Source organism: Synechocystis sp. LKSZ1 (assembly GCF_040436315.1).
GTDB lineage: Bacteria > Cyanobacteriota > Cyanobacteriia > Cyanobacteriales > Microcystaceae > Synechocystis.
The window spans coordinates 2,074,972-2,089,908 of sequence record NZ_AP031572.1; the positions used below are offsets into that span (position 1 = coordinate 2,074,972).

12 protein-coding genes are annotated in these 14,937 nt (G+C 48.3%); 7 read left to right on the forward strand and 5 right to left on the reverse strand.

The window, feature by feature from the left end; all coding sequences use genetic code 11:
* Window positions 1–543: 543 nt before the first annotated feature.
* The 3 genes from ABXS88_RS09665 to ABXS88_RS09675 all read left to right on the forward strand — a co-directional run bounded on the left by ABXS88_RS09665 (window position 544) and on the right by ABXS88_RS09675 (window position 3,713).
* On the forward strand, window positions 544–1,542 hold the full coding sequence (locus ABXS88_RS09665; protein WP_353671835.1) for a multicopper oxidase domain-containing protein: 999 nt from the start codon (window positions 544–546) through the stop codon (window positions 1,540–1,542).
* 141 nt (window positions 1,543–1,683) lie between these two features.
* Window positions 1,684–2,703, forward strand: a complete 1,020-nt coding sequence (locus ABXS88_RS09670) for a helix-hairpin-helix domain-containing protein (protein ID WP_353671836.1) — start codon at window positions 1,684–1,686, stop codon at window positions 2,701–2,703.
* Window positions 2,700–3,713, forward strand: coding sequence for an FTR1 family protein (locus ABXS88_RS09675; protein WP_353671837.1), 1,014 nt, complete (start codon window positions 2,700–2,702; stop codon window positions 3,711–3,713). Before ABXS88_RS09670 ends, ABXS88_RS09675 begins: the two co-directional genes overlap by 4 nt.
* A gap of 184 nt (window positions 3,714–3,897) precedes the next feature.
* Here the strand turns inward: ABXS88_RS09675 and ABXS88_RS09680 are convergent, their stop codons facing one another.
* The 4 genes from ABXS88_RS09680 to ppk2 form a co-directional block, all read right to left on the reverse strand.
* Complete coding sequence (locus ABXS88_RS09680) at window positions 3,898–4,812, reverse strand: DUF6515 family protein (protein WP_353671838.1); 915 nt, start codon at window positions 4,810–4,812, stop codon at window positions 3,898–3,900.
* Window positions 4,813–4,842: 30 nt separating this feature from the next.
* Window positions 4,843–5,643 carry a DUF2092 domain-containing protein gene (locus ABXS88_RS09685; protein WP_353671839.1) on the reverse strand — a complete coding sequence of 267 codons (801 nt, stop codon included), beginning with the start codon at window positions 5,641–5,643 and terminating at the stop codon, window positions 4,843–4,845.
* A gap of 100 nt (window positions 5,644–5,743) precedes the next feature.
* Window positions 5,744–7,444: a SulP family inorganic anion transporter gene (locus ABXS88_RS09690; RefSeq protein WP_353671840.1), complete on the reverse strand. Its 1,701-nt coding sequence runs from the start codon at window positions 7,442–7,444 to the stop codon at window positions 5,744–5,746.
* A 59-nt stretch (window positions 7,445–7,503) separates the two neighbouring features.
* Window positions 7,504–8,319 carry a polyphosphate kinase 2 gene (gene ppk2, locus ABXS88_RS09695; RefSeq protein ID WP_353671841.1) on the reverse strand — a complete coding sequence of 272 codons (816 nt, stop codon included), beginning with the start codon at window positions 8,317–8,319 and terminating at the stop codon, window positions 7,504–7,506.
* 338 nt (window positions 8,320–8,657) lie between these two features.
* Here ppk2 and ABXS88_RS09700 point away from each other — a divergent pair, with 338 nt between their 5' ends.
* From ABXS88_RS09700 to ABXS88_RS09710, 3 genes are read left to right on the forward strand one after another with little or no spacing between them, the layout of a single operon-like run.
* Complete coding sequence (locus ABXS88_RS09700; protein ID WP_353671842.1) at window positions 8,658–9,287, forward strand: S-layer homology domain-containing protein; 630 nt, start codon at window positions 8,658–8,660, stop codon at window positions 9,285–9,287.
* Window positions 9,288–9,344: 57 nt separating this feature from the next.
* Entirely contained in the window at window positions 9,345–9,947 is a 603-nt protein-coding gene (locus ABXS88_RS09705; protein WP_353671843.1) for a VWA domain-containing protein, read from the forward strand.
* Window positions 9,948–9,950: 3 nt separating this feature from the next.
* On the forward strand, window positions 9,951–10,331 hold the full coding sequence (locus ABXS88_RS09710; protein ID WP_353671844.1) for a hypothetical protein: 381 nt from the start codon (window positions 9,951–9,953) through the stop codon (window positions 10,329–10,331).
* A 4-nt stretch (window positions 10,332–10,335) separates the two neighbouring features.
* Here ABXS88_RS09710 and ABXS88_RS09715 read toward each other — a convergent pair whose 3' ends face one another.
* Window positions 10,336–11,823 (reverse strand): thymidylate synthase, encoded by a 1,488-nt coding sequence (locus ABXS88_RS09715; RefSeq protein WP_353671845.1) that lies wholly within the window; start codon window positions 11,821–11,823, stop codon window positions 10,336–10,338.
* Window positions 11,824–11,931: 108 nt separating this feature from the next.
* Here ABXS88_RS09715 and ABXS88_RS09720 point away from each other — a divergent pair, with 108 nt between their 5' ends.
* A complete protein-coding gene (locus ABXS88_RS09720; protein WP_353671846.1) occupies window positions 11,932–14,934 on the forward strand; it encodes a DEAD/DEAH box helicase in 3,003 nt (1,000 codons plus the stop codon).
* The last annotated feature ends 3 nt before the right edge of the window (window positions 14,935–14,937 follow it).

The window sequence follows — 14,937 nt, forward strand, 5'->3', positions numbered from 1 at the left end:
AGATTCCTGGCGTGTATCAAGTTATTATTTTTTAGATATTGAATCTAATTTATTAATCGGTATAATGTCTTTTTTGTTTTTATCAGACGGAAAAGTAAAAAGTGCTAACTCAGTCTTGGAAGGTATTTATAAATTGTCCTGAAATTCTTATTCTACAAGTGTTTCGGTCAAAATGACGGGAATGCCCAAATAACTTATATATTTTGAACTATATCAAATTTATAAATAGGTTCTTAGGATTTTAATTTTAATTAAAATACAGCCTAAATACAGAGAATAGCTAGGCAAATTTTAATGATTAACAACAACTTTTTTGTCAGAATGTTTTTTGTAGCGAGTTGGTTGTGTCTTTTCACTACAAGTAATCCCGAGAAGAAATAGCAGAGTACAAACCAGGTCATTGTAATAAAGTTCTCAGTGGATATGCTTGCAGCTTGAGCACGCTTGAAAATTTAACAGCCATTCAGAAGCTGAATTTAACTGAGAAAAACTCGCTATAGTAAGATGTTTACTAAACTGATATTACTTTTCTTTCCAGTTTTTATGTTTCTTGATAAATTCTCGCTTTTCCGTCCCAATCGCCGTCAATTTCTGCAATGGTCTATGGGGGGCGCTTTAGGGATTGGAGGAAGTTGGCTGGCCTGGCAAGGCGTTCAGTCTCATGCTTCCCGTTCAGAAGTGGCTATTCCACCGTTACCCCAACCGATTTCCCCGGAGGCGACGAATCCCCTCATTTTTTTACGACACTTTGACTACGGCACGGTTAAAGAAGAAAACGGGCAAAGGATTCGAGAATTTCGGGCAGAAGCTCGTACCTCGACCCTGCAGCTCAATACAGCAGTCTCCCAGGTCACCTGGAATCTAAACGGACAAGTCCCCGGCCCTACCTTACGGGCCAAAGAAGGCGATCGCATTCGGGTTATTTTCTATAACCGTGCGGGTCATTCCCATTCTCTACACTTTCACGGAATCCACGAAGCAGAAATGGATGGGATTAAACCCGTTCGTAACAATAGCGTGTTTATCTATGAATTTAACGCGCAACCCTACGGCGTACATCTTTATCACTGCCATATTGCCCCTGTCACCCGACATATCAGCAAAGGACTCTACGGAATGTTCATTGTTGATCCTCCCGATCCCCGTCCCCCCGCCGATGAAATGGTATTGATTATGGGCGGTTACGATACCAACGAAGACCACAAAAATGAACTCTATGCCTTCAATGGGCTACCCAGTTATTACATGAGCCATCCGATTCCCATTCAACAGGAGCAATTGGTTCGCCTCTACTTGCTCAATATGATCGAGTATGACCTCGCGGCGACTTTTCATCTCCACGCCAATTTTTTTGAGGTTTACCCCACGGGCATGACCCTTAACCCTAGTTACAAAACTGATGTGATCACGATGGGGACGGCAGAAAGACATATTTTAGAGTTTGCTTACCGCCATCCAGGACGCTATATGTTCCATCCTCACCAGGACGCGATCGCCGAGGCAGGCTGCATGGGGCAATTCGAGGTTATTGAAAAAAGTTAGCTATCTCAAAAATTTTTCTCAGAATGTTGCTAATTTTTCTCAATAATCTGGTAAGGTATCTAAAGTTGGGGATAATTAGCCCTAGGTAACGCCCCTTAAGATCTCACTTTTATTTGTTTTTATCAATCCAACTTGACTGTTATGATTTTTTCCCGTCGTTTGTGGGCAGTAACAGCTAGTCTTGCTTTGCTAGCGGCCTGTGGTGAAGCCACTCCTCCCACCTCTAATACCCCTCTATCCTCTAGTACCAGTCCTGCGGCTAGTCCAATGGCCAATAATTCCCACTCGATGGGTCACAGCAAGCCGATTAATATTAACAATGCTATTTTGTCGGAGTTAGACAAGTTAGAGGCTAAATTGGGCATTCCCGCTCTCTCCAACCAAATTCAGGCTAGTCGTCCCTACGGTAGCACCGAGGAATTGGTGTCTAAAAAGGTGTTGACCCAAGCACAATTCGACCAAATTAAGGACATGGTGACCATTGAAGATGTTGTGTTAGAGGGAGAGGCCAAGGATGTAGATTACATCACTAAATTGGGCTTAATGAAAGGCCATTTAATTGTGGCCCATGAATTATTAATTCTGAATAAACCAGCTCAAGCGGAACCCCATATCGGTCATCCTGTAGAGGAAATTTATGCAGACGTGGAAGATCAGTTGACGGAAAGAAACGTCCCTGAATTTAAAACGACGCTGATCCGTCTGCAAGATTTGGTGAAGGCGGGGGCGAAGGATCCAGCTAAGGTGAAAACGGAATTTCAATCTTCTTTAAAATCCGTTGATCAGGCGATTGCCATTTTACCCGAAACGGAACGTCAAAATCCTGTGTTTGTGTTGAAGGTGATTAATGGGTTATTAGATACCGCTAATTCGGAATACGGGGCGGCTATTGCTAACAATAAGATTTCTGCTCTGATTGAATACCAAGATTCACGTGGTTTTGTGATCTATGCGGAAGAATTGTATCAGGAGATTGCTCCTGCCCTAGCGAAAACTGATCCTAAGGTTAATGCTGAAATCAAAAAAAATTTAACCACCTTAAAAACGGTTTGGCCCAGTGTGGAAGCCCCTGCCAAACCTGTGAAAAGCCCTACTGAAGTTACGGCTCTAATTAAAAATATTGAAAAATTAACCACTCCGCTTACTCAAAAATCCTCATGAACTTCAGTGCCGCCTTGCCAACTTTTATTATTACCCTCCGCGAAGGGGTAGAAGCCGCTTTAGTGGTCGGTATTGTCCTAGCCTACCTCAAAAAAGCTCGACAAACCCGTGCCAATCGTTGGGTCTATGGGGGGATCGGTGTTGGAATTTTGGCCAGTGCCTTAATTGGGGTGTTTTTTAATTGGTTAATTCTGCGTTTACCCGAAGCAAATCAAAAATATACCCCTGTCATTGAACCGTTACTGGAAGGTAGTTTTAGCCTATTAGCGATTGTGATGCTCAGTTGGATGTTAGTTTGGATGACTAGGCACGCTCGGCAAATGCGCCAACAGGTGGAGGGTAAATTAGGGGTGGTTTTTAAAGGAAATTTAGGAGAAGAATGGGGGATCTTTACGCTCGTTTTTCTGGCAGTGGTTCGAGAAGGGTTTGAGTCGGTTCTTTTCATTGCCGCTAAATTTCAACAGGGTTTGTTTCCCGCATTAGGAGCAATCGCGGGCATTGCGGCTTCCGCAGGCATTGGTATTTTACTGTTTAAATGGGGCGTGAAATTGAATATTAAATTATTCTTTCAGGTCATGGGGATTTTTCTCCTGTTTATTGTGGCAGGGTTAGTGATCACGGCTCTGGGCCATTTTGATGTCGCATTACATACCCTGGCCAGTATGAATCGTTCCTCAGAATCTCTGTGTTTTTTCTATGAGCGCTTTGCTAAACCCTTAGATCAAAATTGTATGCTAGGGCCAATGGTGTGGAATTTTAGTCAGATTCTCCCAGAGGATCAATTTCCTGGCATTATTTTCAATGCTTTATTGGGGTATAGTCAGCGCCTTTATTTTGTTCAGGCGATTGCCTATGGCTTTTTTATCATTACAGTGGGCGGTCTTTATTTTCACAGTTTATCAGGAGGTTTAGGGATTCTCTATCCCTTCTTACCGAAATTGGGCCAAGAGAACAAAGCTAAAGCTATGGAAAAAATAATCATCAGAGAGATTACGAAATTTCCCCCTTAATCCTTCTAATCGGAGAGGTCGGTGCGTAGTAGCCACTTCTATTGCCTCATCATTAAACTTTTCATTGCAGCCAATGATGAGATGAAGAGGTATTATGCAGGGCGATTTGCCCATTACTTACGCTCTAGTGGAGGATCAGACTGAGAAAGAAAATGGCAAAATAACACTAAAGAACTGTAATTGCTTAAAGTTGAACAACTTGATAGACCATAGAGCCATTCTGGAAAAAGGGCTGATAATAAATGCCGCTACAGTCATAATATTGCACACCATTAGAGCTAAAGGTTGTACAACCGTCAGGTAGGTAGGTCACGATGGCCCCCGGTGGCGGCGCAACAATCGTGTATTCGTTACCGCTGGGTTGTAGATAAACCCCATCAGAATACATATAAGAAGTAGAACCGATATACACAGTGTCGTAGTAGGGGGGCGGACTGGCGATAGCCGATCCAATAACCAGGCCGGTAGTTAGGCCAACCCATCCCCAACCAGGCGGCGCATAATAGCCACCTCCATACCAACCACCGCCCCGCCAGTAACCATAGTTATCGTTGACAAAATTCTGGCGGTTATTTTGTCGATTGGTGATTTGGTCTTGACGATTCGTACTGCGATTTGTGCGATTATCTTGGCGGATATTCGTGCGGTCTGTACGGTTCTCTTGGCGATTATCTTGACGCTGAGTCCGATCGCTTGAGCGGTCTTGCCAAGTTGTTTGGCGATTGTCTTGACGTTGCGTCCGATCATTTTGAAATTGGGAACGATCTACAGATTGACGGTTGTTTTGGAATTGACCTCGATTACTGCGGTCAAAAGACGAAGAAGAACGATTTTGAAATTGTGAACGATCTACAGATTGACGATTGTTTTGCAACTGACCCCGATTACTACGGTCAAACGAAGAAGTAGATCGGTTACTGAAATTACCTCGATTTTGCATGTTACCACTACGATTCACCCGTGGAGAAGCCCCTCCGCCTCGATTTCCACCGCCACCACCACCTCGGCCGCGGGCTAATACTTCATTTGTTGAAAATAAAACTGAACACAAAACCAAGATACATAAAAAACTTAAACTAAGTTGTAGAGACTTTTTCATTACTCAACCTCCTTAAGCAACATTCAATTATTAATTATTAGGGGTTAATTTCAATTTATCGGTCGGAATAAAATCAATCTTGATGTCATCAGGAGAGGGTGAAAAATTAAACGTATTGACTGGAATATCAGGATTAAAATTCCAGGTAGAAAAGATAGCAGTATACTGAGGAGAATTGGGCAAATTTTTATAAGTGATAATGGCTTTTCTAAGTAACGGCTGTTCATCTTGAGTCAGCCACATTTGATAATCTCGAGTGCTTCCAAGAAGGAGTAAGTGATACATCTCTTCCCGGTTTACCATATCCATCCCTGCAAAAATAATATCTGTTACATTAGCTTTTAAGTCAGCACAAGGATCACTCGCAACTAGATTAGACATTGGAATGGTGACCCCATATTTTGCTTCTACATGATCAAGGACTTCATCTAGGGTTTTTGGCGCCGTTTTAAAGCTGTAATATTTCAGATTGGGCTCTTGTAGAGTAAACGTTAAGCCATTGTAATAAAAATTAGTGGTGCGTTCATCCCCAACATAGTCTGAACGAAGATGATTAGGTTTTTCCACAAAAAGAGTTTGGTAGGCACTATATTGAATTTTGCCTCCATCTTCTAAATTGTCATCGTAGGTAATATCCATCTCGACGCTAAAGTTTTTTTGGCCCTTGAGAAAATCACAGACCTGATCTAACAATTGATCTGCGGTTCGAGGGGCCGTTGGGGTCTCTGCCGGGGGACTGGGAGCGCTTGGCTGGGCTAAGAGTTGCGGGTGATCTAAACCGAGGGAAACCCAAAATGATGCCAGGGCCAAAAGTCTAAGAAAGTAACGCATAGGAAGACAGCAAACTAGCAACTAAATACTAGAATACCATTACTCTAGAAATCCATAGGGAAATCCCCTAAAAATGTAACCATTATTTACAAAAGAAAAATCAAGGATTCTGCCTTTTGAATTCAGCAATTAATGTATCAATCGTAATCATTCGGTCTAAAGACCCTATCTTTTCTTCAAGGCCCTCTGCCCGTAAGCGGTCTCTCACAGAACCATTGGCATTCACAAGCTGTAAGGTGATGCCTTGCTTAGCCAGTTTTTCAGAGAGGACGGCTAACCAACGTGCGGCGGGAGTATCAATGTTAGGCGATGAGCCTAGGTCAAAAATCATCCCTTGAATCGGTATGTCCCCTTGGTCAAGGCGCCGCCATAAATCTTTTTCAATATTTTCAAAATTGAAGTATAAAAGTGAACCATTGACTCGATAAATGAAAACCCCTGGAATCAAGTGATTATTGGGATGACGTTCGTAGTCACTAAATTGATTTGTCCCCGGAATTTGACCCAGCACAGCCGTCGTTGGATGAGCCGCGCTATGGATGAGCAAGAGCAGAGAGGCAATGGCGGCTAGGAGAACGCCTTTGAGAACCCCTAGCAAGAGGACTCCCACCAAGGCAATTAAGGCAACCCGAAATTCTAAGCGGCTAACTCGTTGCAGGTGGCGTAACTCACGGAGATTAATTAATCCCTTGACCGCAACCAGCACAATGGCGGCTAACACCGCCGTCGGTAAATTACGGAAAAACCCAGTAAAAAACAAAAGCACTAAAGCAATAATACAAGCGGTAATGACGATGGCTAGGGGCGTTTTGGCACCGGCTTTCTCATTGACAGCCGACTGGGAAAGACCACCCGCAATGGGATAACCTTGCCCCAGACCCGCGGCTAAATTGGCGGCCCCCATGGCCAAAAGTTCCTGCTCTGCCGAGATACTGTAACCGTGTTTAATCGCAAAACTACGAGCGGTGGAAATGCCCTCCACGTAGGACAGTAAAAAACAAGCTAGGGCCAAAGGCAGTAGGGTATTTAAATCCCCTAGACTCCAAACGGGTAGGCCCAGAGTTGGTAGGCCCTGGGGAATTTGACCCACAACATTGACGCCTTGGGCCGGTAAACCAGTGATCGCCATGGCCCCAATAGCTAAAATCACAACAGCCAAAGAAACGGGTTGGCCTGGTAACCAGATTTCTCCCAAAAGCAAACAACCGAGGGCCATTACACCCACCAGTACAGTAGGAAAATGAATGGCCTGCCAATGCTGGGATAGATCCCAGAGACGGGAAAAAAAGTTGTCTCCTCCGGCCGGTACCCCTAGGAACTTCGGCAGTTGGGTCGAGGCAATTTGTAGGGCCGCACCGGCTTTGAAGCCGGTCAAAATGGGTTCAGAAATAAAATTGACAATCTGAGATAGCTTGAACAGCCAGGCCAGCACACAGATGATCGTGACTAAGAGGGCCGTTAGAGCGGCCAGGGCCTGGTAACGATTGGGGTCATTGCTGACGAGAGGAGCTAGGCTAACCCCCACCAGAATGGAAATGGCCGAGGTTGGCCCGATGGCCAATTGACGGGATGTACCCAACAGAGCGTAGCCGAAGGCCCCTAGCATATAGCAGTAGAGGCCGACTTGGGAGGGGAGGCCCGCCAGGGAAGCATAGGCCAAAGCCACGGGAATCGCGTAGGCTGCCAGGGTCAAACCGGCCACCAAATCCGATTTCAGCCAGGCGGGGTGATAGTTCGGCAACCATTGAGTAATGGGAAGGATCTGCTTCAGGCGCAAGGAGACTAGAGCGTTAAGGAGCATAGTAGGGATTCAGACAGCATTAGGGAGCCATCGGCTAGTGACTAATACACAAAACTGGATCAATACCGTTGAGGAATGAAGTGTCGTTTCTCTGGGGAAAGTTGGTCATCGTAGCAATCCTTGAGATGGCGTTTCCCCAGATTGACTTTTTCCTTGGGCATCTCTTCGTAGGGAATTAAGCTCAGAAAATGACTAATGCAATTGAGGCGTGCCCGTTTTTTATCATTGGCTGGCACAATATACCAGGGGGCATAATCTTTGTCAGTAGCCTCAAGCATGGCATCTCGGGCCCGGGAATAATCATACCAACGCTGGTAGGATTCAATATCCATGGGACTCAGTTTCCATATTTTACGGGGGTCATCAATACGATCCTTGAAGCGCTTTTCCTGTTCTTCGATACTGGTATCCAGCCAATACTTGACGAGTAAAATTCCCGATTCAGTAATGGCCCGCTCCACAATGGGAATGTATTGCAAGGTACGGACATAATCTTCTTCGGTGCAAAAATTCATTACCCGTTCAACGCCTACCCGGTTATACCAGCTCCGGTCAAAGATCACCACTTCCCCTGCCGCTGGAAAATGCTGGATGTAGCGCTGGATATACATTTGCGTTTTCTCCCGCTCTGAGGGAGTGGGGAGGGCCACCACTCGAAAAACCCGAGGACTGACTCTTTCTGTGATGCGTTTAATGGTTCCGCCTTTCCCTGCCGCATCGCGCCCTTCAAAGACGACAATTGTCTTCAGCCCCTGGGCCTTGACCCAGTATTGCAATTTCACCAACTCTCCCTGGAGCTTGGCGATTTCAGCTTCGTAATCCTTTTTAGAGAGCTTTTCTGTCAAATCTGCGGGATGTTTAACCTCTTTTTTCATGGGGACACCTGTTGAATGAAAATGTTATTTATTGTTAAGATTTATTGCGAATCCTAAAAATACATTGCTTTTTTACTTTGCTTAAAACTCTCTGATAGCACATCGTGAGTTTTCTATTTTTGGAAAAACATGAGGGGAATATTTACATCATAAAAGATTTTCTTGAAAAGTATTTTTTGTCTTGTCCTTGCTGTAAAATAACTTTGTCAATAGGTCTCTATAAAAGCATGAAATCTTCAAAAAACATTAAGCTACTGACCGTTATGCTTAGCGGCGTTGCCGGTTTTGCTTGTCTAGGTTTTGCACCAAAGCAGTCAACAGTTTTATCTCACAGGTCTTTGCCATCTCTCATGGCCCAACAGATGACCATTACCTTTAGTGATATTGATAGGAATGTTTACAAAAGTGAGATTTTACAAGCCGCACAACTAGGTATTGTTCAAGGCTTTCCCGATGGCACCTTTCGTCCCAATCAACCTGTTACCCGAGAGCAGGCCGTTTCCATGATTGTTGATGCGATTAATACCCTCACACCGGTTGATCTGAAAGCTACGCCGACGGCGCCAGTGCGGCCCTTTACCGATATTGATAGTAGTCGTTGGAGTGCCGCCAAAATTAGCTGGGCCCAATGGAATATTTGGCCAGCAGGAACCCCAACCGGAAAATTCCGCCCCACCGATAATATTACGCGAGCGGAGATGGTGAGTTTTCTGCGGCGAGCGGCTGAGCGGATCAAAATCAATCTGGGCCGTTCTCCCGCCTTAACTCCCACTCAAAAGCCGCTACAGTTCTCCGATGTTTCTGGTTTTAATCAACAATTAACTCTACAAATGTCGGCCTACTGTCGCGTCGCTTCTCCCGTCAATGAAAAGGAAAATAAGTTCGCCCCTAACCAGCCTGCAAACCGAGACTATGCAGCAGCGGCTATTATTCGGACGTTGAACTGCGTTAAAAACGACAATAAATAGATCGTCAGTGTTGGCCCTGGTTATAATAGGGCCACTGTTAAAGCTTGTTCTATCTCCATGCTAGAGAAACGCGACTATACCCTGATCATTGATAAAAGTGGGAGTATGTCTAGCCTAGAGCCCCAAAGCCAGAAAAGTCGCTGGCAAGTGGTTCAGGAATCGACCCTGGCCCTGGCCCGTAAATGTGACCAACTCGATCCTGATGGCATTACGGTGTACCTCTTTTCTGGGCGCTTTCGTCGCTACGACAATGTTTCCGCCACGAAGGTAGAGCAGATTTTCCAAGAAAATGAACCCATGGGGGGTACCAACCTCACGGCAGTTTTGCAGGATGCCGTCAATCAATTTTTCCAGCGCAAGCAGGCCGGCCAAGCCAAAGCGGGAGAAACGATTCTGGTGGTTACCGATGGTGCGCCCGATGACCGACGCTCGGTTTTTGAGGTGATCATTGAGGCCAGCCGTCGTTTGGATTCCGATGAAGAACTGGCTTTTTCTTTTATTCAAGTCGGGGCCGATCCGGGGGCCAGTCAATTCCTCCAGGCCCTGGATGACCAACTCCAGGGGGTCGGGGCCAAGTTTGATATTGTCGATACTATCTCCCTCAGTGACATGGAAGACCTGACGCTAACGGAAGTCTTGCTGAATGCGATCCACGACTAGACCATGGATTCTGTTGAATCACTGCTAGCGGAACTCCGCCATCAATACTCTAGTCCAGCGGCCAAGGATTTGGGGGTAACTCCCCCTGAAACCAAGGCCCCGTCCCCAGCCTCGCTAGATCAACTCCTAGCCAGCCTAGAAGCCTTCGGGCCAGCGGTTTCCTCTTCTCCTGTAGCACCGGCCCCAGGGCCAAATCCCGAAATCCAAGGCTTACTCCGTCAACAACAACAGGCCCAGCAACAGCAGATCATGGCCCAGGCCCAGGCCTGGTTGGAAAAACTCGACCCCCTTTCCAGCGAAGGCCTATGGTTTACAGAATTTGCCAAAAAGTATCCTTCTCCTCTGCTGGCAGCCATGGAACTCCTGCAACACCAAGAACGCTGAGTTGCTAATCTTCCTGCAACTGGAGGGGTTGATCCTGTTGGTAGCGATGGCCCTGGCCAAGCCGGAGGGCCAGTTCTGCCTTCTGGAGTTCCGTTCCTAGATACAAAGCATGTTCCACCTCTAGGGCCGGACAGGCCGCGGCCAATTGTCGATAGAGGCCCTGGGCCGAAGTTCCACTGTAGCAATTCACCACTTCCCCAGACCCCGGTGTGAGGTGTTCGATCTGAATTTGCGATCGGTTGATACTAATTAAAAAACTGCCCGATGGGTCTTGGTAGGCCCGCTGTTGGTGCAGGCGGCGGTATTCTTGGTCAATGATTTGGTCGGCGTAGTCCCAGCAATCACTATAGATATGGGCACTCTGGCTAATGATGATCAACGGCCCCATTTTTAAGTCGGGCTGGTTGACCTGTTCGAGAATGTGCCGTTGCAGGGCCCTTAGGCCCATGGCGTTGGCGGGCCAGGCCGAAAACATATCGTTACTGCGGAAGGTCGCCGTAAGAGACAATTCCCGATCCAGGATTCTCAGCCAAAGATGATTCAGGCAGGGGGGACTATCACTGTTTTCGTAGTCTTGGACGTCCCAGAGGGACATCACCACCCGCGAGGAATCCGGTTCTTGCTTTAACTTATTGATGGCCTGTTGGATCTGATCCCGCCCAAACCAAGACCTGAGGCGTTGGCCATAGGTATATTTCACCCCTTCTTGGCGGGGGGCATCCGCCAGCATTTGGGCAATGTAGTCCCCCATAAATTGCGGCTGGATCGGCAGAAAGTTGGGCTCCGGGAAGTAAAAGTCCTCTGGTTCAGCGGTGACAATGGCCGTTAAATCAATTAATTCCTGCCATGGGCCGTACTGGGTGGGCCGAATGGCCCCCGTGGTTTTAATGCGGTGCAGAATTTTGACCCAGGTGTGGGCAATGGTCGGGCCTTCCACACGATGACCGTAACGAGGGCCGGGTAATACGGTCGGGATGGCTTGGGGTTCTGGAAAAACCTGGGGCTCTCCCCAGGGCGGAAGAGGGGCCTGCTGGGCCAGTTGTTGCACCTGGGCAATCACCGCTGTTGGATGATGACACAAGTAGGCCTGGATGGAATGGCGTAACTGTTCCAAACTCTCGGCTGGAATATCCCGGTCGATATAGCCCCGGACTGAGGAATTGATCAGCCAACAATCCCGCCCTGTATCGCTCTGGCCGGGCCGAAATCCCTGGCTAAAAAAATCCGCCAGACACTGGCAACTACCAGCATTACGGTCTTCCTGGGTGGCCGCCAACATCACCAAACAACGAACCTGGGGATTGGCCAACAGGTTACGCATCAGGGGACTAATGCCCCGCGTGGCACTGTAGAGATTGCCAATCACAGCATAATCCGCTGGGTCTAGGCGTTTGGCCAGACTATGGCGCAGTGTCCAACCCGTGATCACAGCCACTAGGCCCTGGCCACAAATTAATTGATTTGGTTGGTAGTGGGGCGTATAGACAGACATGAATTTTAGGCAGAAAGACGGAGCGGCATTGGAGACATCCCTGGTTAGAATTAGGCTAAGACCAGTCGCAAGTTAGACTGTTCTCTATTTTTCTCTACAATAGACTTTGTGAAGACTTATTCCTTCCCCTCTCTTGCCCCGGCTGATTATTTTAGCTTTCCCCTCGATGCCTTTCAATTAGAGGCCATTGCCGCTTTGGATGATGGGCGCTCGGTGGTGGTCTGCGCCCCGACGGGTTCGGGCAAGACGGTAATCGGGGAATACGCGATGTACCGGGCCATGGCGCGGGGAAAACGCATTTTTTACACGACCCCCCTCAAGGCCCTATCGAATCAAAAAGTTCGAGATTTTCAAGAAAAATTGGCCAAGCTGGGCCTGGAAGATGCCGAATCCGCAGTAGGCCTGATTACCGGCGATGTGGTGATCAATGCCAATGCCCCCATGGTGGTGATGACCACTGAGATCTTCCGCAATATGCTCTACGAAACCCCCATTGGTGAAGTGGGGACTTCCCTGGAGGAAGTGGAGACCGTCGTCTTTGATGAGTGCCATTACATCAGTGACCGGGGCCGGGGGACGGTGTGGGAAGAATCGATTATCTATTGTCCTGCCAGCATTCAATTAGTGGCCCTGTCGGCTACTATCGGCAATCCCGAACAACTGACGGAATGGATCAACCAAGTGCGCTCCGGTAAATCCCTCAAGGCCCTGTCCTTTAGTGAAAAAAAGAAAATAATCGCCTCCTGTGCCCTGGTTAATTCCGACTATCGCCCGGTTCCCCTCCACTTCCATTTCAGTACTCGCAAAGGCCTGTTTCCCCTGCTCAATGCTCAAAATACCGGGGTGAATGCCCAGTTACTCAAGGCCCAACCCAAAGGGCCAAAACGCCGCCTGCGTCGAGAGGAATGTCCTTCCGTTGTGACCATTCTCGAACAACTGCGGGAACGGGATTTTTTACCCGCCATCTATGTGATCTTCAGTCGGCGCGGCTGTGAGCAGGCGGTTCAGGAACTCAGCCACCTCAATTTGGTCAATCCAGAGGAATTTGAGACGATTCAAATCCAACTGCTCAACTTTTTCTTTGGCCAAAATCCCCGCCTCCGCCAACAGTTACAGGCAGATTGGCTACCGGCCCAGACCGATTTCGTCACGGCCCTGGAGGCCTTTTTTCAAGACCCCCAATCCCACGTTCAGGAACTGCTGACCTTGATGGCCCTTAATCCCGAACGCACCTACCAGCTTTGGCAATGGATTGCTCAGGTTTCCCCCATGACCCGCTTTGAGCAAATTGAACCCCTCCTCAGGGGCATTGCGGTTCACCATGCCGGCGTTCTCCCCAGTTGGAAGGAACTAGTGGAACAACTCTTTGAGCAGGGCCTGATCAAGGTGGTCTTTGCCACGGCTACCCTCTCGGCAGGGATTAATATGCCGGCCCGCACCACGGTAATTTCGGCCCTCTCTAAACGCACCGATGATGGCCATGCCATGCTGGCCCCGTCGGAATTTTTGCAGATCGCAGGCCGGGCCGGGCGTCGTGGCATGGATGAGGTGGGCCATGTGGTAACAGTACAAACGCCCTTTGAAGGGGCCAAGGAAGCGGGTTTTCTGGCCCTGGCTGGCCCAGACCCCCTGCGCAGTTGGTTTACGCCGTCCTACGGTATGGTCTTGAACCTCCTGCAAAAACATAGTCTGGAGCAAGCCAAGGATTTATTGGAGCGCAGTTTTGCGGAATACCTGGCCCAGTTTGAACTTGAACCGACCAAGGCTGCCATCGCCGATATTCTTTCCCAGTTGGCCCAGTGGGATGTAAAACTGGCAGGCATCCAGGAGCGGGATATTCGCAGTTACGAAAAATTTCGGGGCCGCCTGCGGGAAGAGGAACGTCTGCTGAAATTATTGGAACAACAGGCGGAAAAGAATCGGAAACAAACCCTCAAGGCCCTCTTGCCCCAACTCCAACCCGGCCAATTGCTCTACCTCAAGGGCCGTTTTATCAAAACCCATCAGCCCCGCTTAGCCGTCGTAGCCCTGGCGGTTCCCCGCACCCATAAATTGCCCGACCTCGTTTGCTTGGGTCAGGATAATCGTTGGTATTTAGCCACCGCCGCGGATGTTTTCGAGATTTTAGAAGGCTCTAGCTTGCCGTTACCCGTGCTAGATTTGCCACCCTTGGATATTTTGGCCCCCGGTAAACCCCATAAAGGGGATGAAGCAACCCAGGCCCTAGCTGATCAGTTAAACCCTAACACCTATCCGTTGGCCCTGGCCCCAGAGGTGTTGGAACAACAGGCCCGAGTGGATCATGTCCAACAACTCCTGGCGGTTCATCCTCTGCAATCCCATAAACATCCCGGCCGCCTAATCGAGGGTTACTATGAGCGCCTGAAACTACGGGAGGCCTTGGAAAAACGCCAGCACGACTACCAGCGGTTACAGTCGCGCCAATCCTACTACTGGCAAGAATTTCTGGATCTAATCACCATCTTGCAAGACCTGGATGCCCTAGACGAGTACGAACCAACTATCCTGGGGGAAGCCGCGGCCACCCTGCGGGGGGAAAACGAACTGTGGCTGGGCCTAGTCTTTATGTCAGGGAAGCTCAATGACCTGGCCCCGGAACACCTCGCCGCTGCCGTCAGTGGCCTGGTGACAGAAACCCTGCGGCCAGATACCTGGAGTCGCTGTGTGGCCCCGCCGGAAGTCCTTGCGGTTTTTCGCCCTAGTAAGGATTTGAGCCTGCTGAACTTGCTTCTACGGTGTCGATGTTGGCACAGTCCTGTCCTGTGGGAAATGGCCCTGGTGGCCTACTACCTCGGCCGCATCAATCTCTGGGAAATTCGTCGAGAACTGATCAAGACCCAAAATCGCCATGGCATTACCATTCCTCTCTGGCTAGAAATTGAATTAATGGGCCTGGTGGAACAATGGGCCCTAGGCCTGACCTGGGAACAACTCTGCTACCAAACCAGTATGGACGAAGGGGATTTAGTCCGGATGCTCCGGCGAACTATCGATTTGCTCTGGCAAATTCCTCAGATCCCCCATATTTCCCCTCGCCTGAAAAAAACGGCCCGGCAAGCGGTCAGTATGATCCGACGTTTTCCGGTGTAGAGG